The organism is Streptomyces sp. NPDC005925 (assembly GCF_040638805.1).
Classification (GTDB): Bacteria; Actinomycetota; Actinomycetes; order Streptomycetales; family Streptomycetaceae; genus Streptomyces.
This window is the reverse complement of sequence record NZ_JBEXVL010000021.1, coordinates 1-18,647: the sequence shown is the minus strand read 5'-3', so window position 1 is coordinate 18,647 and position 18,647 is coordinate 1. Positions and strand designations below refer to the sequence as shown.

Here is an 18,647-nt window from a genome sequence, read left to right as displayed (position 1 = left end):
ACGGTCAGGTATCGACCGGCCTCAACTGTACGGCAGGTGTGGGCCACCTCACTCCCTCGACGACATGGCCGGTGAGAGGCGTGGGCGGCCCTCCTGTCAGGCCTCCCGCCACACCTTCTGTCCGGCTTCCGCCGTGCCCTCGGTCCCGGCTTCCGTCGCGTCTTGCGCCACATCCGGTGCCGCGCCTTCCGCGGCGCTCCCGTCACGCCGGCCGCAGGTGCACGATGTCGCCCGCGCCCACGGGTTCCTGCACACCGTCCTCGGTCGCCAGCACCAGCCGCCCGTCGCCGTCCACGGCGACGGCCTCGCCGCTGATCGAGCGGTCCCCGGGAAGTTCCGCGCGGACCATACGTCCGAGGGTGGCGCAGCCGGCCGCGTATGTCTCCTGCAGCCCGCTGGACGCCGGGTCGCCGCCGCAGCGGCGCCACTTCACGTACCACTGCTCCAGGGACCTGAGGACGCCCCTGAGCAGCGGGTCCCGGTCGGTGCCGGTGGCGCCGGCGAGGGCCAGCGAACCGGCCTGCGGCACGGGCAGTTCGTCGGCGCGGAGGGTGACGTTGAGGCCGATGCCGATGACCACGCCGTTGTCACCGGCCCGCTCGGCGAGGATGCCGCCCGCCTTGCGTTCGTCGTCGCCGACGGTCACGAGGAGGTCGTTGGGCCACTTGAGTGCCGTGTCGACGCCCGCGGTCCGGGACAGGCCGGTCGCCACGGCGACGCCGGTGAGCAGCGGCAGCCATCCCCAGCGGGCCGCGGGCACCTCGGCGGGGTTCAGCAGGACGGAGAAGAAGAGGCCGGAGCGGGGCGGCGCGGTCCACTGCCGGTCGAGGCGGCCTCGAGCGGCGGTCTGTTCCTCGGCGACCAGGACGGTGCCCTCCCGGGCGTCGCCCTTGGCCGCCCGCTCCACCAGATCCGAGTTGGTGGAGCCGGTCCGCTGCACCACGTCCACCCGCGACCACAGCCCGCCCTCGCGCACCAGCGCCCTTCGCAGGGCCGCGGCGTTGAGGGGCGGGCGGTCCAGGTCCGACCACCGGTTGTTGTTAGCGTCTGAGGCACCCGAGGTGCCTTGGGCATCGTGCGACGTCATGCAAGCCACCCTAGGTGTGGTAAACGCCGCACTGCCGATCGGTAGGCACCCCACTACGCTACGGATCAGTAACCGTCCCCCCTTATGAGCAGGCAGGGAGCCGCATCCCGATGTCCGAGCCGGAAGAGCCGCAGCAGCCTGACATCCACACGACCGCGGGCAAGCTCGCGGATCTCCAGCGCCGTATCCAGGAGGCCACGCACGCCGGTTCGGAACGTGCCGTCGAGAAGCAGCACGCCAAGGGCAAGCTGACGGCGCGTGAACGCGTCGAACTCCTCATGGACGAGGGTTCCTTCGTCGAACTGGACGAGTTCGCCCGGCACCGGTCCACCAACTTCGGCCTGGACAAGAACCGCCCCTACGGCGACGGCGTCGTGACCGGGTACGGCACCGTGGACGGCCGGCCGGTCGCCGTGTTCTCGCAGGACTTCACCGTCTTCGGCGGCGCGCTGGGCGAGGTCTACGGGCAGAAGATCGTCAAGGTCATGGATTTCGCGCTGAAGACCGGCTGCCCGGTCATCGGCATCAACGACTCCGGAGGCGCCCGCATCCAGGAGGGCGTGGCCTCGCTGGGCGCGTACGGCGAGATCTTCCGCCGCAACACCCGTGCCTCCGGCGTGATCCCGCAGATCAGCCTGATCGTCGGCCCGTGCGCGGGCGGCGCGGTGTACTCGCCCGCGATCACCGACTTCACGGTGATGGTCGACCAGACGTCGCACATGTTCATCACCGGCCCCGACGTCATCAAGACGGTCACCGGTGAGGACGTCGGCTTCGAGGAGCTGGGCGGCGCCCGCACCCACAACTCGACCTCGGGCGTGGCCCATCACATGGCCGGCGACGAGAAGGACGCGATCGAGTACGTCAAGCAGCTGCTGTCGTACCTGCCGTCCAACAACCTCTCCGAGGCTCCCGCGTTCCCCGAGGAGGCCGACCTCACGGTCTCGGACGAGGACCGCGAACTCGACACGATCGTGCCGGACTCGGCGAACCAGCCCTACGACATGCACACGGTGATCGAGCACGTCCTGGACGACGCGGAGTTCTTCGAGACGCAGCCGCTGTTCGCGCCGAACATCCTCACCGGTTTCGGCCGCGTGGAGGGCACCCCGGTCGGCGTGGTCGCCAACCAGCCGATGCAGTTCGCCGGCTGCCTGGACATCCAGGCCTCCGAGAAGGCGGCCCGCTTCGTGCGCACCTGCGACGCGTTCAACATCCCGGTGCTGACGTTCGTGGACGTGCCCGGCTTCCTGCCCGGCGTCGACCAGGAGCACTACGGCATCATCCGGCGCGGCGCCAAGCTGATCTACGCCTACGCCGAGGCCACCGTCCCCCTGATCACGGTGATCACCCGCAAGGCGTTCGGCGGCGCCTACGACGTGATGGGCTCCAAGCACCTCGGTGCCGACCTCAACCTGGCCTGGCCCACCGCGCAGATCGCGGTGATGGGCGCGCAGGGCGCGGTCAACATCCTGCACCGCCGCACCATCGCCGAGGCCGACGACGCGGAGGCGGCCCGCGCCCGGCTGATGCGGGAGTACGAGGACGCCCTCCTCAACCCCTACGTCGCGGCCGAGCGGGGTTACGTCGACGCGGTGATCATGCCGTCCGACACCCGCCGCCACGTCGTACGCGGCCTGCGTCAGCTGCGTACCAAGCGGGAATCACTCCCTCCGAAGAAGCACGGCAACATCCCTCTCTAGCCCTCAGGAGTGGCTGTGACGATCAAAGTCGTACGGGGCAACCCGACGCCGGAGGAGCTGGCCGCCGCCCTGGCGGTGGTCCGGGCGCGCGCCGCGGCGGCGGCAGCGATACCGCCCGGCGCGCCCGCCGCCCGCGACTCCTGGTCCGACCCGGCCCGTATCGCGGCCCACCACCTGCCCCAGCCGGGGCCGGTGTCATGGGGCCGCACGTTCTGGCCGGGCTGAGGGCAGCCTGCTCCGGGGCGCGGGGAACGCGCACGCCAGTGCGACCCCGCGCCCCGACCTGAGTACCCGTACTCAGGCGTCGCTCCGGCCCCGCGACCGACGATGGGCGGCATGCTGTGGTCCGACCCCGAGAACGAGCCGCCCCAGGAACTGCGCGACACGCAGGAGATGCTGCGCCGGCTGGGCGTTCTCGTGGCGCTCGCCATGGTCCTCGCGATGCTGGTCATCGGGGTGCGATGAGCCCGCCGGGCGGCGCCGATACCCTGGCCGCATGACTGATCAGCCGCGCCGTCGACTCGTGCTCGCCTCCCAGTCCCCCGCCCGGCTCGGACTGCTCCGCCAGGCCGGACTCGCCCCCGAGGTGATCGTGAGCGGCGTCGACGAGGACGCCGTCTCCGCCCCCACCCCCGCCGAACTCGCCCTGGCCCTCGCCGAGGCCAAGGCCTCCGTGGTGGCCGCCAGGCCCGAGGCCAAGGGCGCGCTGGTGATCGGCTGCGACTCCGTACTGGAACTGGACGGCCGGGCCCTGGGCAAGCCCGCCGACCGCGAGGAGGCCACCGCGCGCTGGAAGGCGATGCGCGGCCGGGCCGGCACCCTCCAGACCGGCCACTGCGTCTACGACACCCTCAGCGGGCGGTACGTCTCCGCCACCGCGTCCACCGTGGTCCGCTTCGGCGAGCCCACCGACGAGGAGGTCGCCGCGTACGTGGCGTCGGGCGAGCCGCTCCACGTGGCGGGCGCGTTCACCCTGGACGGCCGGTCGGCGCCGTTCATCGACGGCATCGAGGGCGACCACGGCAATGTGATCGGCATCAGCCTGCCCCTGGTCCGGCGACTGCTCGCCCGACTGGGCACCGGTATCACGGAGTTGTGGGCGCCGCCGGAGAAGTGACCGGGGAACCGCCGGGGCCGTCACCGGGCGCGGCCCCGGCGGACTTCTCGGGCCGGGCCGGGCGGTCGTACGTCATCAGCAGCAGCACGACCAGCCCCAGCACCACCACCATGAACAGGAAGGCGTGCCAGCCCACCAGGCCCCAGGTGAGCGCGCCGAGCAGGGCGTGCACCACGGCCACGCTGATCAGCAGCACCCGGCCGAACCCGGCCGGCGGGCGGTCCCGGAGCGCGACCAGCAGGGCGACCAGGCCGCACAGCGCGAAGTAGAGACCGAAGACGACGCCGCCGATCTTCGACGACAGCGACATCATGTCCGGGTCGAGACCCGCCAGCGACATGTCCTGCCGGTCCACGACCACTCCGAGGAACCAGTTCAGCGCCGCGATGCCGACCGCCTCGGCGAAGAGCACGACCGCCACGATCCACGCCACCGGCCTGCGCACCACGAGCCCCACCCTCTTTCAACCACCGCTCCAGCGTGCCGGAGAAGACTGCCGTTACCAGGAGTACGTCCGAACCGCCCTGAACGCTACTAACGGGTAAACGCTGGGACAAGGGTTCTGTGGAGGGCAAAGAATCGTTGGGCCATTCGTAGGGACTCAACAAAGAAACGGAGTGGGCCGCAGCACGCTCTCACAGAGACCTTGGCCACATAGGAGGGCTAGGGTTTCCCGGAGAAGTCCTGCGTACCGAGGTGCTGCATGGGATCTCGCAGGTCGAGCGAGCCCCGTATCACGCTCCGTGTGGGGAAGCTCACCACTGGGGACGGGTCGAAGTGACGTGTCGGCAGTCCCTAAACTCGGCTTGTTTCAAGGAGGGAGCCTCAATCGTGCGCAAGGTGCTCATCGCCAATCGTGGCGAAATCGCTGTCCGCGTTGCCCGGGCCTGCCGGGACGCCGGGATCGCGAGCGTGGCCGTATACGCCGACCCGGACCGGGACGCTCTGCATGTCCGCGCCGCGGATGAGGCGTTCGCCCTGGGCGGTGACACTCCGGCCACCAGCTACCTGGACATCGACAAGGTACTGAAGGCCGCCAGTGAATCCGGCGCGGACGCCATCCATCCCGGCTACGGCTTCCTCTCCGAGAACGCCGACTTCGCGCAGGCCGTCCTCGACGCCGGCCTGATCTGGATCGGCCCGCCGCCGCAGGCCATCCGCGACCTCGGTGACAAGGTCGCCGCCCGGCACATCGCCCAGCGTGCCGGCGCGCCACTGGTCGCGGGCACGCCCGACCCGGTGTCCGGTGCGGAGGAGGTCGTGGCGTTCGCCGAACAGCACGGCCTGCCCATCGCCATCAAGGCCGCCTTCGGCGGCGGCGGCCGTGGCCTGAAGGTCGCGCGGACCCTCGAAGAGGTCCCCGAGCTGTACGACTCCGCGGTCCGTGAGGCGGTGGCCGCGTTCGGCCGCGGCGAGTGCTTCGTCGAGCGTTACCTCGACAAGCCCCGCCACGTCGAGACCCAGTGCCTGGCCGACCAGCACGGCAACGTGGTCGTCGTCTCCACCCGTGACTGCTCCCTGCAGCGCCGTCACCAGAAGCTGGTGGAGGAGGCCCCCGCACCGTTCCTGACGGACGGGCAGGTCGCCGAGCTGTACGCGTCGTCCAAGGCCATCCTCAAGGAGGCCGGCTACGTGGGCGCCGGCACCGTGGAGTTCCTGGTCGGCGTGGACGGCACGATCTCCTTCCTCGAGGTCAACACCCGCCTCCAGGTCGAGCACCCGGTGACCGAGGAGGTCTCCGGCATCGACCTGGTCCGCGAGATGTTCCGCATCGCCGACGGCGAGGTGCTCGGCTACGACGACCCGCCGCTGCGCGGTCACTCCTTCGAGTTCCGCATCAACGGCGAGGACCCCGGCCGCAACTTCCTCCCCGCCCCCGGCACGGTCACGAGATTCGATCCGCCGTCCGGCCCCGGTGTCCGCCTGGACGCGGGCGTCGAGTCCGGCAGTGTGATCGGCCCGGCGTGGGACTCCCTGCTGGCCAAGCTGGTCGTCACCGGCCGCACCCGCGCCGAGGCCCTCCAGCGTGCCGCGCGCGCCCTGGAGGAGTTCCAGGTCGAGGGCATGGCCACCGCGATCCCGTTCCACCGCGCGGTCGTGAAGGACCCGGCGTTCGCCCCCGAACTCACCGGTTCGGCCGACCCGTTCACGGTCCACACCCGCTGGATCGAGACCCAGTTCGTCAACGACATCAAGCCCTTCGCCGCCCCCGCCGACGCGGAGGCCGAGGACGACGGCGGTCGTGAGACGGTCGTCGTCGAGGTCGGCGGCAAGCGTCTCGAGGTCTCCCTGCCGGCCTCGCTCGGCATGAGTCTGGCGCGCACGGGTCTGGCCGCCGGGGCCAAGCCGAAGCGCCGCGCGGCCAAGAAGTCCGGCCCCGCCGCCTCCGGCGACACCCTCGCCTCCCCGATGCAGGGCACCATCGTGAAGGTCGCCGTCGAGGAGGGCCAGGAGGTCAAGGAGGGCGACCTGGTCGTCGTCCTGGAGGCCATGAAGATGGAGCAGCCCCTCAACGCGCACAGGTCCGGCACCGTGAAGGGCCTGTCCGCCGAGGTCGGCGCGTCCCTCACGTCGGGCGCCGTGATCTGCGAGATCAAGGACTGACGCCCGTACTGCCCGTGTGATCACGACAGCGCCCGGCGGTCCGTGACGGACCGCCGGGCGCTGTCGTGTGTCCGGCGGACGGACGGCGGACGGTCAGGAGGCTCCGGGGCGCACCACGGGCGCGCGCCGGCGGCAACCCGCCTCCGGCCCCGCGCCGGTGGTGCGCCCGCGCGCCGCCGAGGCGGGACAGCGGTCCCCGCGACGCGAGGTCTACCGCCGCCGCAGGTCCGCGACCCTGGCGCGCTCTTGCGCCGCGGGCTGCTCACCGAGGACCGGGGGTGCGCTCCGCAGTCCCGGTCCCGCCCCCGGCACCTGACGGCGCGGTCCGGGGACCGGTACGTCCTGGCGCTGCCGGCGAGCCGGGTTCGCCTCACCCCCGGGGTTCCCCGGTCCCGGCGAGCCTCCCGCGCCCGGGCCCGAGGCGCCGGCCACGGCGATCTGCACCCCCTGGTCGGCGAGCGCCTGGAGTTCGGTGGCCGCGCGGTCGTCGTGAGCCGGGGGTTCGTCGGTGACGAGCCGGGTGATGAGTTCCGTGGGCACGGTCTGGAACATGGTGTCCGTGCCGAGCTTGGTGTGGTCGGCGAGGACGACGACCTCGGCGGCGGCCTGCACCAGAGCGCGGTCGACGGACGCCGACAGCATGTTGGACGTGGACAGCCCGCGCTCGGCGGTGAGCCCGCTGCCCGACAGGAAGGCCCGGGAGACCCGCAGCCCCTGCAGGGACTGCTCCGCGCCCGAGCCGACGAGGGCGTAGTTCGAGCCACGGAGCGTGCCGCCGGTCATCACGACCTCGACGCGGTTGGCGTGGGCGAGGGCCTGGGCGACGAGGAGGGAGTTGGTGACGACGGTCAGCCCGGGCACCCGGGCCAGCCTGCGCGCCAGCTCCTGCGTGGTGGTGCCCGCCCCCACGACGATGGCCTCGCCCTCTTCGACCATGCCCGCGGCGAGGTCGGCGATGGCCGTCTTCTCGGCGGTCGCGAGATGTGACTTCTGCGGAAAACCGGACTCCCGCGTGAATCCGCCCGGCAGTACCGCACCGCCGTGCCGGCGGTCGAGGAGTCCTTCTGCCTCCAGCGCGCGCACGTCCCGCCGTACGGTTACTTCGGAGGTCTGGACGACGCGGGCGAGCTCACGGAGCGACACGGCCCCGTTCGCTCGCACCATTTCGAGGATCAATTGGCGACGTTCTGCAGCGAACACGAAACTGACAGTAACCCCAACGTCCGTCTGGTTTCAGCAGTTTGCGCCGAATAACAGAAGTTGTTCGCAACAACATCACGGAAGTGGTATAAGGCCTACCCATCCCGACTATGCCACGCGCATGGGCGGCGACTCCCTGTGACCGGCGGCGAGTTGGGCGCGGCCGGGGATCTTCCACGTCGGGAGGTGGGCCGGTCAGGGGGCCGGGCACCCCGGGAGACGTACCTGTTTCGCTCAGCCCTCGCCGTTCATCTTCCGGGTGTGCAGCTGGCGGGCCACCTCGGCGATCGAACCCGAGAGCGAGGGGTACACCGTGAAGGCGTTCGCGATCTGCTCGACCGTCAGGTTGTTGTCCACGGCCAGCGAGATGGGGTGGATCAGCTCGGAGGCGCGCGGCGCGACGACGCAGCCGCCGACCACGATGCCCGTGCCCGGCCGGCAGAAGATCTTGACGAAGCCGTCCCGGATGCCCTGCATCTTGGCGCGCGGATTGCGCAGCAGCGGCAGCTTCACCACGCGCGCGTCGATCTTGCCGCCGTCCACGTCGGCCTGCGTGTAGCCGACCGTGGCGATCTCGGGGTCGGTGAAGACGTTCGACGACACCGTCTTCAGGTCCAGCGGGGCCACCGCGTCGCCCAGGAAGTGGTACATGGCGATCCGCCCCTGCATGGCGGCCACCGACGCGAGCGCGAAGACGCCCGTCACGTCACCGGCCGCGTACACGCCGGGGGTGGACGTCCGGGAGACCTTGTCCGTCCAGACGTGCCCGGAGTCGCGCAGCCGGACGCCGGCCTCCTCCAGGCCCATGCCCGCGCTGTTCGGGATGGCGCCGACGGCCATCAGGCAGTGCGAGCCGGTGATGACCCGACCGTCGGCCAGCGTCACCTCCACCCGGTCACCGACCCGTTTGGCGGACTGCGCCCGGGAGCGCGCCATGACGTTCATGCCGCGCCGCCGGAAGACGTCTTCCAGTACGGCGGCGGCGTCCGGGTCCTCGCCGGGCAGCACCCGGTCGCGCGAGGAGACCAGGGTGACCTTCGAGCCCAGCGCCTGGTAGGCGCCGGCGAACTCGGCGCCGGTGACGCCCGAGCCCACCACGATGAGCTCCTCGGGCAGCTCGTTCAGGTCGTAGACCTGGGTCCAGTTCAGGATGCGCTCGCCGTCGGGGCGGGCGTCCGGCAGCTCACGCGGGTGGCCGCCGGTCGCGATCAGCACGGCATCGGCGGCGAGCGTCTCCTCGGTGCCGTCGGCCGCGGTCACCACGACCTTGCGCGAACCGTCGAGGGCCTGCATGCCCTCCAGCCGGCCGCGACCGCGCAGCACGCGCCCGCCGGCCCGGGTGACGGACGCCGTGATGTCGTGCGACTGCGCCAGCGCCAGCCGCTTCACCCGACGGTTGACCTTCCCCAGGTCCACACCGACGACCCGGGCGGGCGTGTCGATGTAGGGGGTGTCGTCGGCGACGATGATCCCCAGTTCCTCGTACGACGAGTCGAAGGTGGTCATCACCTCGGCCGTCGCGATGAGGGTCTTGGACGGGACGCAGTCGGTCAGCACCGACGCCCCGCCCAGGCCGTCGCAGTCGACGACGGTTACCTCCGCGCCGAGCTGGGCGCCCACCAGCGCCGCTTCGTATCCGCCGGGTCCGCCACCGATGATCACGATCCGAGTCACGTACTCCATTGTCCCGCACGCTTCAACGCTTCACCGCCCCGGGGCCCCGACCGACGTACCACCGTTACCGAAGTGGCGGTCACTGCCGCCTGCCGTACGCTCTGAAGCATGTCGCTCTACGCCGCGTACGCCGGCAACCTCGACGCGCGGCTGATGACCCGCCGCGCCCCGCACTCGCCGCTGCGCGCCACCGGCTGGATGAACGGGTGGCGGCTGACGTTCGGCGGGGAGCACCTGGGCTGGGAGGGCGCGCTCGCGACGATCGTCGAGGACCCGATGTCGCAGGTCTTCGTCGCGCTCTACGACGTCGCGCCGATGGACGAGGACTCGCTCGACCGCTGGGAGGGCGTCGGGCTGGACATCTACCGCCGGACCCGGGTCCGCGTGCACACCCTGGACGGCGAGGAACAGGCCTGGTCGTACGTGCTGAACGCCTACGAGGGCGGCCTTCCCTCGGCCCGTTATCTGGGCGAGGTCGCCGACGCGGCCGAGTCCGCCGGAGCGCCGCACGACTATGTGATGGAACTCCGCAAGCGCCCCTGCTGAGCGCCGCCGGGGGCCTTCCGGGTGCCTTTCCGCGTGTCCCGCCGTGCTCCGGCGTCGGAAACGACAAGACAACGATCGCCAACCCGCGAGCTCCGTCATCTACGCGCGTAGGCCTCGACCGGCTACTCTCGTCGGCGTGAACGCATCTCTTCTTCCGGACGACATCCAGGGCGACCCCCATGCCGCCGCCGACGCCGCCGCCGCGCGCCTGCGCGAACTCACCGGCGCCGAGACCCACGACGTCGCCCTCGTGATGGGCTCCGGCTGGGCTCCGGCCGTCGACGCCCTCGGCGCCCCCGACGCCGAGTTCCAGGTCACCGAGCTGCCCGGCTTCCCGCCGCCGGCGGCCGAGGGTCACGGAGGCAGGATCCGCTCCTACCGGATCGGCGCGAAGCGTGCCCTGGTGTTCCTGGGCCGTACGCACTACTACGAGGGCCGGGGCGTGGCCCCGGTCGCGCACGGCGTCCGTACGGCCGTGGCGGGCGGTGCCAAGACCATCGTCCTCACCAACGGCTGCGGCGGTCTCCGCGCGGGCATGCGGCCCGGGCAGCCCGTCCTGATCAGCGACCACATCAACCTCACGGCGACCTCCCCGATCGTCGGCGCGAACTTCGTCGACCTCACCGACCTGTACTCGCCGCGTCTGCGCGCGCTGTGCAAGGAGGTCGACGCCACGCTGGAGGAGGGCGTGTACGCCCAGTTCCCAGGGCCGCACTACGAGACGCCGGCCGAGATCCGCATGGCCCGCGTGATAGGGGCGGACCTCGTGGGCATGTCGACCGTCCTGGAGGCCATCGCCGCGCGTGAGGCGGGCGCCGAGGTGCTGGGCATCTCGCTGGTGACCAACCTCGCGGCGGGCATGACGGGTGAGCCCCTCAATCACGAGGAGGTCCTCCGGGCCGGGCGGGACAGCGCGGCCCGGATGGGCAGTCTGCTGGCGCAGGTGCTGGAGCGTCTGTAGAGCCGTCGTTCGCCGGGCGGTTCCGCTGCCGTCGGGCGCCAGTTCACGGGCGGATCGACGGTGAGGGGGCGTGGCGCGGTCCGCCGCGGGTCGCACCCCGGCCCGGCTTCACGCCTTTCGGGGCGGTGGCCGGCCCGGAGGCGGGCCACACCCCACCCCCACCCCGCTCCCGTCGTACGCAGCCGGCCCACCGTCCCCTGCCGCCGAAGCCGAGGTCTTCCAGCCCGGCGGCGGCGTCGGTACGCGCCGCCGGGGCGACGGGGTCTCCCCGGCCGAGCGAAGCCGACAGTCGGGGAGGGTGGGCGCAGCGCCAACCCGGCAACGCCGGGACGCGTACCCACCCGGCCGCGCGGACGGACGCGGCAACCAGTCGGCGCCGGGGCGGGCGACCCACCCGAACAGACCAACCGCACGCACACACGAGAGGTGACCCATCGTGCACGACGACCTCCTCGCACGGGCCCGGGCATGGCTGGCCGAGGACCCCGACACGGATACCCGGGCGGAACTCGCCCGCCTGATCGACGCCGGGGACGTCGCCGAACTCGCCGCCCGCTTCAGCGGCACCCTCCAGTTCGGCACCGCCGGCCTCCGCGGCGAACTCGGCGCCGGACCCATGCGCATGAACCGCTCCGTCGTCATCCGCGCCGCCGCAGGCCTCGCCGCCCACCTGAAGAAGAACGGCCACGCCGGCGGCCTCGTCGTCGTCGGCTACGACGCCCGGCACAAGTCGGCCGACTTCGCCAGGGACACCGCCGCCGTCATGACCGGTGCCGGTCTCCGCGCCGCCGTCCTGCCCCGCCCGCTGCCCACGCCCGTCCTCGCGTACGCGATCAGGCATCTCGGCGCGGTCGCCGGCGTGGAGGTCACCGCCAGCCACAACCCGCCCCGGGACAACGGCTACAAGGTCTACCTCGGCGACGGCTCCCAGATCGCGCCCCCGGCCGACACCGGCATCGCCGCCGAGATCGACGCCGTCCGCTCCCTCGACGACGTCCCCCGGCCCGACTCCGGCTGGGAGACCCTGGACGACTCCGTCCTCGACGCCTATCTCGCCCGCACCGACGCGGTCCTCGGCAAGGACTCTCCCCGTACCGCCCGCACCGTCTACACCGCGATGCACGGCGTCGGCACGGCCGTCCTCCTCGCCGCGTTCGCCCGCGCGGGTTTCCCGGCGCCGGTGCTGGTCGCCGAGCAGGCCGACCCCGACCCGGACTTCCCGACCGTCGCCTTCCCCAACCCGGAAGAGCCCGGCGCGATGGACCTCGCCTTCGCGAAGGCCCGCGAGGCGGAGCCCGACCTGATCGTGGCCAACGACCCGGACGCGGACCGCTGCGCGGTGGCGGTGCCCACGGCCGACGGCGACTGGCGCATGCTGCGGGGCGACGAGGTGGGCGCGCTCCTCGCCGCCCACCTGGTCTCCCGAGGAGTCAAGGGGACCTTCGCGGAGTCGATCGTCTCCTCCTCCCTCCTCGGCCGCATCGCCGAGAAGGCCGGACTCCCCTACGAGGAGACCCTCACCGGCTTCAAGTGGATCGCCCGCGTCGAGAGCCTGCGCTACGGCTACGAGGAGGCCCTCGGCTACTGCGTGGACCCGGACGGCGTACGCGACAAGGACGGCATCACGGCCGCCCTCCTGATCACGGAACTGGCGTCCGTGCTGAAGTCGCGGAACCGCACGCTGCTCGACCTGCTCGACGACCTCGCCGTCGAGCACGGCCTGCACGCCACCGACCAGCTGTCGGTCCGCGTGGAGGACTTGGCCGTGATCACCGCGGCCATGCGGCGCCTGCGTGAGCAGCCCCCGACGGAGCTGGCCGGCCTGCGCATCACCCGCTCCGAGGACCTCACCCGGGGCACGGACCGCCTCCCTCCCACCGACGGCCTGCGCTACACGCTCGACGGCGCCCGGGTCGTCGTCCGCCCGAGCGGTACGGAGCCGAAGCTGAAGTGCTACCTGGAGGTCGTCGTCCCGGTGCCCTCGCACGCGAGCCTGCCCGAGGCACGGACGAGGGCGGCGCACCTGCTGGCCGGCCTCAAGCGCGATCTGTCCAGGGCCGCGGGCATCTAGACACCCGGACGTGCACGGACTTCCGGGGTGGTGGGGGTGCCACGCAGGACACTCCCACCACGTCCTCCCGGCGTCGCTCAGGGCCGGCGGGCCGTCCCGCTCACCCGAGTGCCAGCAGCACCGCCAGCAGCACCGCGCCCGTGATCGCCGGCGCCAGAACCTCGTACGCCCACCGCACGGTGACCGCGCCCTGGGCTTCCGGGGCCGCGGCCCGTCCCTCCCGGCGGGCACGCAGCTCGTCCATGATCTGGTCGGTCCCGGCCCTCACGGGCGTCTGCGGCGCACCCCCGGGCGGGTCCCCGTGCGCCGCGGCCCGCGCGTCGCGGCGCGCCGCCCGCTTCCGGGCCCGCAGGGAGACGGGAACGGCCCACAGCTGGTACCTGGTGCCGGCCCGGTCGACGACCTCGTTGGTGTATCCGGAGCGCAGTTCCACGACCTGCCCCCAGGGCAGCACGACGAGGCGGAAGGGGTTCCGGACGCGCAGCCGGTCGCCGTTGGCGTAGACGGCGGGACGCAGCGTGAAGGCGACGACGAGCGGGACGACGAGCAGCAGTGCGGCCAGGGACAGCCAGGGCGTACGCCCCTCCCCCTGCACCACGGCGTCGATGCCGAACCACCCGGAGAGGGCGAGCATCAGGGCACCGCCCGCGATGCCCGCGGGAGACCGGTAGACCCGGTCGGGTTCCGCGGGTTCCGCGGGTTTCCGGGCGTCCGGGGCGTCCGGGGTTTCCGATGATTCCGGGGGGCCCGAGGGTCGTGAAGGCTGGGGCTCTGAGGGCTCCGGGGTCGTCATGCCCCCGATTCTGCCCGACGCCCCCTCCGTCCCCGCACGCGCACCACACCCGCACCACCCGCCCCACCCGCTCCTGCCGTCTTCCCCCTGCACACCAGCGCCATCTCCGCGTCCCACGCTCCCGGTGCGCGCCCCCTGTCCTCCCCCTGCCCGCCGCCCTCCCCGGTCCGGCCCGCGATTCCGGCCGGGCCCTGTACAGCCGCTACGCGCGTAGATATGCTGGTCTGGTGACCATGCCCACCAATGCACCCACCGCCGCACGTGCCCTCCCGGACGTCACCGCGTCCGACAGCACGCTGCGCCGTTTCCTCCACGGGCTGCCCGGCGTCGACGCGGTCGGCCTGGAGGCGCGTGCCGCCTCGCTCGGCACCCGTTCCATCAAGACCACCGCCAAGGCGTACGCCATCGACCTCGCCATCTCGATGGTCGACCTGACGACGCTGGAAGGCGCGGACACCCCGGGCAAGGTCCGGGCGCTCGGCGCGAAGGCGGTCCGTCCCGACCCGACCGACCGCACGAGCCCTGCCACGGCCGCGGTCTGCGTCTACCCCGACATGGTGACCACCGCCAAGGAGGCCGTCGCCGGTTCCTCCGTGAAGGTCGCCTCGGTCGCCACCGCCTTCCCGGCGGGCCGCGCACCGCTCGCCGTGAAGCTGGCGGACGTGCGGGAGGCGGTCGCCGCGGGCGCCGACGAGATCGACATGGTCATCGACCGCGGGGCGTTCCTCGCGGGGCAGTACATGAAGGTGTACGACGAGATCACCGCCGTGAGGGAGACCTGCGGGACGAGCGCCCGCCTGAAGGTCATCTTCGAGACGGGCGAGCTGTCGACGTACGACAACATCCGCCGGGCGAGCTGGCTCGGCATGCTGGCCGGTGCCGACTTCATCAAGACCTCGACCGGCAAGGTCGGGGTGAACGCGACCCCGGCGAACACCCTGCTCATGCTGGAGGCCGTGCGCGACTTCCGCGCGCAGACCGGCGTCCAGGTCGGTGTGAAGCCGGCCGGCGGCATCCGCACCAGCAAGGACGCGGTCAAGTTCCTGGTTCTGGTGAACGAGACGGCCGGGCCGGACTGGCTGGACAACCACTGGTTCCGCTTCGGTGCCTCCTCGCTGCTGAACGACCTGCTGATGCAGCGGCAGAAGCTGGCCACCGGCCGCTACTCCGGCCCCGACTACGTGACGGTGGACTGATCACCATGGCATCCGCATCCCCCTTCGAGTACGCACCGGCGCCGGAGTCCCGGGCCATCGTCGACATCGCGCCCTCGTACGGCCTGTTCATCGACGGCGAGTTCACCGAGGCCGCCGACGGTCAGGTCTTCAAGACGGTCTCGCCGTCCAGCGAGGAAGTGCTCTCCGAGATCGCCCGGGCCGGTGAGGCCGACGTGGAGCGTGCCGTGCAGGCCGCCCGCAAGGCCTTCGAGAAGTGGTCCGCCCTGCCCGGCGCGGAGCGCGCGAAGTACCTGTTCCGCATCGCCCGCATCATCCAGGAGCGCAGCCGCGAGCTGGCCGTCCTGGAGACCCTGGACAACGGCAAGCCGATCCGGGAGACCAGGGACGCCGACCTGCCGCTGGTCGCGGCGCACTTCTTCTACTACGCGGGCTGGGCGGACAAGCTCGACCACGCGGGCTTCGGCCCGGCCCCGCGCCCCCTGGGCGTGGCGGGCCAGGTCATCCCGTGGAACTTCCCGCTGCTGATGCTGGCGTGGAAGATCGCCCCGGCGCTGGCGACCGGCAACACGGTCGTGCTGAAGCCGGCGGAGACCACTCCGCTCTCGGCCCTGTTCTTCGCGGACATCTGCCGCCAGGCGGGCCTGCCGAAGGGTGTCGTCAACATCCTTCCCGGGTACGGCGACGCGGGCGCCGCGCTGGTCGCGCACCCGGACGTGAACAAGGTCGCGTTCACCGGTTCGACGGCCGTCGGCAAGCAGATCGCCCGCACGGTAGCGGGCACCAGCAAGAAGCTCACGCTGGAACTGGGCGGCAAGGGCGCCAACATCGTCTTCGACGACGCCCCCATCGACCAGGCCGTCGAGGGCGTCGTGACCGGCATCTTCTTCAACCAGGGCCAGGTGTGCTGCGCGGGCAGCCGCCTGCTGGTGCAGGAGTCCATCGAGGAGGAGCTCCTGGACGCGCTCAAGCGCAGGCTCTCCACCCTCCGGCTGGGCGACCCGCTCGACAAGAACACGGACATCGGCGCGATCAACTCCGCCGAGCAGCTGGCCCGGATCACCTCGCTGGCCGAGCAGGGCGAGTCGGAGGGCGCCGAGCGCTGGTCCCCGGCCTGCGAGCTGCCGTCGTCGGGCTACTGGTTCGCCCCGACGCTGTTCACCAACGTCACGCAGGCGCACGTCATCGCCCGCGACGAGATCTTCGGCCCGGTCCTGTCGGTCCTGACGTTCCGTACGCCCGACGAGGCCGTCGCCAAGGCGAACAACACGCCGTACGGCCTGTCGGCGGGCATCTGGACGGAGAAGGGCTCCCGCATCCTGGCGGTGGCGAACAAGCTCCGCGCGGGCGTGATCTGGTCCAACACGTTCAACAAGTTCGACCCGACGTCGCCGTTCGGCGGCTACAAGGAGTCGGGCTTCGGCCGCGAGGGCGGCCGCCACGGCCTGGAGGCGTACCTCGATGTCCGATAAGGAAAAGACCGTGCAGCGACTGTCGGTCTTCAAGACATACAAGCTGTACGTGGGCGGGAAGTTTCCGCGTTCCGAGAGCGGCCGGGTGTACGAGGTGACCGACTCCAAGGGCAACTGGCTGGCGAACGCACCCCGGTCGTCCCGCAAGGACGCCCGGGACGCCGTGGTCGCCGCCCGCAAGGCGTTCGGCGGCTGGTCGGGCGCGACGGCGTACAACCGCGGTCAGGTCCTCTACCGCGTCGCGGAGATGCTGGAGGGCCGCCGGGACCAGTTCGTCCATGAGGTCGCCGAGGCGGAGGGCCTGTCGAAGGCGAAGGCCGCCGCGCAGGTGGACGCGGCGATCGACCGGTGGGTCTGGTACGCGGGCTGGACGGACAAGATCGCCCAGGTGGTGGGCGGCGGGAACCCGGTGGCGGGCCCGTTCTTCAACCTCTCCTCCCCGGAGCCGACCGGCGTGGTGGCCGTACTGGCCCCCCAGGAGCCGTCGTTCCTCGGCCTGGTCTCGGTCCTGGCCCCGGTGATCGCGACGGGCAACACGGCGGTGGTCGTGGCGAGCGAGAAGTCCCCGCTCCCGGCCCTGTCCCTGGCGGAGGTCCTGGCCACGTCGGACGTCCCGGGAGGCGTGGTCAACGTCCTCTCCGGCCGTACGGCGGAGGTCGCGGCACCACTGGCGGCCCATCAGGACGTCAACGCGATCGACCTGGCCGGCGCGGACGAGGTCCTCGCGAAGGAACTGGAGATCGCCGCGGCGGACAACCTCAAGCGCGCGCTGCGCCCACAGCCTGCGGACGAGGTGGACTGGTCGGTGACGCCGGGCATCGAGCGCATGACGGCGTTCCTGGAGACGAAGACGGTCTGGCACCCGACCGGTTCCCTGGGCGCGTCGGGCGGGTCGTACTGAGAGCACCCACAGTCTGAAGAGCCGCGCTCTCCCTCCGTCCGGGGAAGGCGCGGCTCTTCGCCGTGTACGGGCCTCAGCCGCCCAGCAGCCCCGTCACCTGCCCGACGACCGGGATGCCGCCGATGGACGGGGCCTGCGCGACCGGTCCGGTCAGGGTCTTGGAGGACAGCGGCTGGAAGTCGGCGAGTTGGGTGCCGACGCCGTTGTCCAGCGGGTCCACGCCCGTACCGGCGAGCGGGTTGGGCTTGAGCCCGGCGACCGGACCGATGACGTACCCGACGGTCCCGGTGACGGTGTCGAGACCGGCCTGCGGGTCGACGTTGCCCAGCGTGGCCGGGCCGGCGCCCGGGTCGGACACGGGCTCGGCGTCCGCCGCACAGGCCGTTGCCGCACCCGCGCCCAGCGCGACGCCCGCGACCGCGAGGGCGACGAGGCCACGTCGAGCCGTGGTCCTGCGGGGAAGAGCGTGTCGAGCCATCTCTGTTGCCACCTCTGCTGCACGTTCAACTGCTCCGAGTGACGGTACAAGTACGTAGAGTAGTGGACATGTGACGCGCGCTTCAAAGCCGACCCGCGGGGTCGTTCGACGGCACATGCATGCCTCACACTGGTGTCCCGTGAGCTCCCATCCGCACATACCTGCGCGAGTCGTGCTGCTCTGCGGCCCTTCCGGCTCCGGCAAGTCCCTGCTCGCCGCCCGCTCCGGCCTGCCGGTGCTGCGGCTCGACGACTTCTACAAAGAGGGCGACGACCCGACGTTGCCGCTGGTGGCCAACAGCTCCGACATCGACTGGGACCATCCGGACTCGTGGGACGCGGACAAGGCCGTGGCCGCGATCGAGGACCTGTGCCGCACGGGTCGCGCGAGCGTCCCGACGTACGACCTCTCCCTCAGCGCCCGCACCGGCGAGGAAACGGTGAGCATCGACAGCACACCGGTGTTCATCGCGGAGGGCGTCTTCGCGGCGGAGATCGTGACGCGCTGCCGCGAGCTGAGCCTCCTGGCGGACGCCCTGTGCCTGAGCCGGGGCCCGGTGAAGACCTTCCGCCGCCGCTTCCTTCGGGACTTGAGGGAGGGCCGCAAATCCATCCCCTTCCTCCTCCGCCGAGGCTGGCGCCTGATGCGCCTGGAGCGCACGATCATCGCCCGCCAGACAACCCTGGGCGCCCACGCCTGCGACCGCGACGAAGCCCTGACCCGCCTGGCATCGGCGGCAACGGCCCGCCGCACCTCGAACAGGACACCGGCCTAGGCCGTGTCTGATAATTGATCTTGTGGTGGGTCGTGGTGAGCTGACGGATGTGGCGTGGGAGCGGATAGCACCGCTGCTGCCGGGTGTTGA

Annotated in this window: 18 protein-coding genes; 12 read left to right on the top strand and 6 right to left on the bottom strand. The window is 71.8% G+C overall.

Annotated elements, in window-relative coordinates; all coding sequences use genetic code 11:
• Positions 1-202: 202 nt before the first annotated feature.
• Complete coding sequence (locus tag ABZ354_RS21545) at positions 203-1,087, bottom strand: biotin--[acetyl-CoA-carboxylase] ligase (RefSeq protein WP_358659050.1); 885 nt, start codon at positions 1,085-1,087, stop codon at positions 203-205.
• Positions 1,088-1,197: 110 nt separating this feature from the next.
• On the opposite strand from ABZ354_RS21545, the gene ABZ354_RS21540 reads away from it, so the two are divergent.
• The 4 genes from ABZ354_RS21540 to ABZ354_RS21525 all read left to right on the top strand — a co-directional run bounded on the left by ABZ354_RS21540 (position 1,198) and on the right by ABZ354_RS21525 (position 3,907).
• Complete coding sequence (locus ABZ354_RS21540) at positions 1,198-2,790, top strand: acyl-CoA carboxylase subunit beta (protein WP_358659048.1); 1,593 nt, start codon at positions 1,198-1,200, stop codon at positions 2,788-2,790.
• Between the two features lie 15 nt (positions 2,791-2,805).
• Positions 2,806-3,015 (top strand): acyl-CoA carboxylase epsilon subunit, encoded by a 210-nt coding sequence (locus tag ABZ354_RS21535; RefSeq protein ID WP_358659046.1) that lies wholly within the window; start codon positions 2,806-2,808, stop codon positions 3,013-3,015.
• 111 nt (positions 3,016-3,126) lie between these two features.
• The gene (locus ABZ354_RS21530) at positions 3,127-3,255 is read left to right on the top strand and encodes a hypothetical protein (protein WP_358659044.1); all 129 of its coding nucleotides are present in this window, start codon (positions 3,127-3,129) and stop codon (positions 3,253-3,255) included.
• 31 nt (positions 3,256-3,286) lie between these two features.
• Entirely contained in the window at positions 3,287-3,907 is a 621-nt protein-coding gene (locus ABZ354_RS21525; RefSeq protein WP_358659042.1) for a nucleoside triphosphate pyrophosphatase, read from the top strand.
• Here ABZ354_RS21525 and ABZ354_RS21520 read toward each other — a convergent pair.
• Positions 3,876-4,355, bottom strand: a complete 480-nt coding sequence (locus tag ABZ354_RS21520) for a hypothetical protein (protein ID WP_358659040.1) — start codon at positions 4,353-4,355, stop codon at positions 3,876-3,878. The two genes, ABZ354_RS21525 and ABZ354_RS21520, sit on opposite strands and share 32 nt — an antisense overlap.
• A gap of 383 nt (positions 4,356-4,738) precedes the next feature.
• On the opposite strand from ABZ354_RS21520, the gene ABZ354_RS21515 reads away from it, so the two are divergent.
• Positions 4,739-6,511, top strand: a complete 1,773-nt coding sequence (locus ABZ354_RS21515; protein ID WP_358659038.1) for a biotin carboxylase N-terminal domain-containing protein — start codon at positions 4,739-4,741, stop codon at positions 6,509-6,511.
• 210 nt (positions 6,512-6,721) lie between these two features.
• Here the strand turns inward: ABZ354_RS21515 and ABZ354_RS21510 are convergent, their stop codons facing one another.
• Together ABZ354_RS21510 and ABZ354_RS21505 are read right to left on the bottom strand one after the other, a co-directional pair.
• The gene (locus ABZ354_RS21510; RefSeq protein ID WP_358659037.1) at positions 6,722-7,711 is read right to left on the bottom strand and encodes a DeoR/GlpR family DNA-binding transcription regulator; all 990 of its coding nucleotides are present in this window, start codon (positions 7,709-7,711) and stop codon (positions 6,722-6,724) included.
• Positions 7,712-7,945: 234 nt separating this feature from the next.
• Positions 7,946-9,394, bottom strand: coding sequence for an NAD(P)H-quinone dehydrogenase (locus ABZ354_RS21505; RefSeq protein ID WP_358659035.1), 1,449 nt, complete (start codon positions 9,392-9,394; stop codon positions 7,946-7,948).
• A 99-nt stretch (positions 9,395-9,493) separates the two neighbouring features.
• On the opposite strand from ABZ354_RS21505, the gene ABZ354_RS21500 reads away from it, so the two are divergent.
• From ABZ354_RS21500 to ABZ354_RS21490, 3 genes are all read left to right on the top strand, one after another.
• Complete coding sequence (locus ABZ354_RS21500) at positions 9,494-9,931, top strand: gamma-glutamylcyclotransferase (RefSeq protein ID WP_358659033.1); 438 nt, start codon at positions 9,494-9,496, stop codon at positions 9,929-9,931.
• A 136-nt stretch (positions 9,932-10,067) separates the two neighbouring features.
• The gene (locus ABZ354_RS21495; protein WP_358659031.1) at positions 10,068-10,892 is read left to right on the top strand and encodes a purine-nucleoside phosphorylase; all 825 of its coding nucleotides are present in this window, start codon (positions 10,068-10,070) and stop codon (positions 10,890-10,892) included.
• A gap of 436 nt (positions 10,893-11,328) precedes the next feature.
• Positions 11,329-12,963: a phospho-sugar mutase gene (locus ABZ354_RS21490; RefSeq protein ID WP_358659029.1), complete on the top strand. Its 1,635-nt coding sequence runs from the start codon at positions 11,329-11,331 to the stop codon at positions 12,961-12,963.
• Between the two features lie 100 nt (positions 12,964-13,063).
• Here ABZ354_RS21490 and ABZ354_RS21485 read toward each other — a convergent pair whose 3' ends face one another.
• Positions 13,064-13,756 carry a PH domain-containing protein gene (locus ABZ354_RS21485; RefSeq protein WP_358659027.1) on the bottom strand — a complete coding sequence of 231 codons (693 nt, stop codon included), beginning with the start codon at positions 13,754-13,756 and terminating at the stop codon, positions 13,064-13,066.
• A 233-nt stretch (positions 13,757-13,989) separates the two neighbouring features.
• On the opposite strand from ABZ354_RS21485, the gene deoC reads away from it, so the two are divergent.
• The 3 genes from deoC to ABZ354_RS21470 are packed head-to-tail and all read left to right on the top strand — an operon-like array spanning position 13,990 to position 17,304.
• Positions 13,990-14,952, top strand: coding sequence for a deoxyribose-phosphate aldolase (deoC, locus tag ABZ354_RS21480; protein WP_358659026.1), 963 nt, complete (start codon positions 13,990-13,992; stop codon positions 14,950-14,952).
• Positions 14,953-14,957: 5 nt separating this feature from the next.
• The gene (locus ABZ354_RS21475; RefSeq protein ID WP_358659025.1) at positions 14,958-16,403 is read left to right on the top strand and encodes an aldehyde dehydrogenase family protein; all 1,446 of its coding nucleotides are present in this window, start codon (positions 14,958-14,960) and stop codon (positions 16,401-16,403) included.
• Complete coding sequence (locus ABZ354_RS21470) at positions 16,393-17,304, top strand: aldehyde dehydrogenase family protein (RefSeq protein WP_358659023.1); 912 nt, start codon at positions 16,393-16,395, stop codon at positions 17,302-17,304. The genes ABZ354_RS21475 and ABZ354_RS21470 overlap by 11 nt, the downstream gene beginning before the upstream one ends.
• Before the next feature lie 73 nt (positions 17,305-17,377).
• Here the strand turns inward: ABZ354_RS21470 and ABZ354_RS21465 are convergent, their stop codons facing one another.
• Positions 17,378-17,782: a hypothetical protein gene (locus tag ABZ354_RS21465; RefSeq protein ID WP_358659021.1), complete on the bottom strand. Its 405-nt coding sequence runs from the start codon at positions 17,780-17,782 to the stop codon at positions 17,378-17,380.
• A 70-nt stretch (positions 17,783-17,852) separates the two neighbouring features.
• Between ABZ354_RS21465 and ABZ354_RS21460 the strand changes: the two genes are divergently transcribed.
• The gene (locus ABZ354_RS21460; RefSeq protein WP_358659019.1) at positions 17,853-18,557 is read left to right on the top strand and encodes a uridine kinase; all 705 of its coding nucleotides are present in this window, start codon (positions 17,853-17,855) and stop codon (positions 18,555-18,557) included.
• Positions 18,558-18,647 lie beyond the last annotated feature (90 nt).

Coding starts and splice junctions, on each gene's coding strand:
- ABZ354_RS21545 (WP_358659050.1), bottom strand. CDS start 1,087: ATGACGTCGCACGATGCCCAAGGCACCTCGGGTGCCTCAGACGCTAAC.
- ABZ354_RS21485 (WP_358659027.1), bottom strand. CDS start 13,756: ATGACGACCCCGGAGCCCTCAGAGCCCCAGCCTTCACGACCCTCGGGC.
- ABZ354_RS21525 (WP_358659042.1), top strand. CDS start 3,287: ATGACTGATCAGCCGCGCCGTCGACTCGTGCTCGCCTCCCAGTCCCCC.
- ABZ354_RS21470 (WP_358659023.1), top strand. CDS start 16,393: ATGTCCGATAAGGAAAAGACCGTGCAGCGACTGTCGGTCTTCAAGACA.
- ABZ354_RS21475 (WP_358659025.1), top strand. CDS start 14,958: ATGGCATCCGCATCCCCCTTCGAGTACGCACCGGCGCCGGAGTCCCGG.
- ABZ354_RS21465 (WP_358659021.1), bottom strand. CDS start 17,782: ATGGCTCGACACGCTCTTCCCCGCAGGACCACGGCTCGACGTGGCCTC.
- ABZ354_RS21505 (WP_358659035.1), bottom strand. CDS start 9,394: ATGGAGTACGTGACTCGGATCGTGATCATCGGTGGCGGACCCGGCGGA.
- ABZ354_RS21530 (WP_358659044.1), top strand. CDS start 3,127: ATGCTGTGGTCCGACCCCGAGAACGAGCCGCCCCAGGAACTGCGCGAC.
- deoC (WP_358659026.1), top strand. CDS start 13,990: ATGCCCACCAATGCACCCACCGCCGCACGTGCCCTCCCGGACGTCACC.
- ABZ354_RS21540 (WP_358659048.1), top strand. CDS start 1,198: ATGTCCGAGCCGGAAGAGCCGCAGCAGCCTGACATCCACACGACCGCG.
- ABZ354_RS21500 (WP_358659033.1), top strand. CDS start 9,494: ATGTCGCTCTACGCCGCGTACGCCGGCAACCTCGACGCGCGGCTGATG.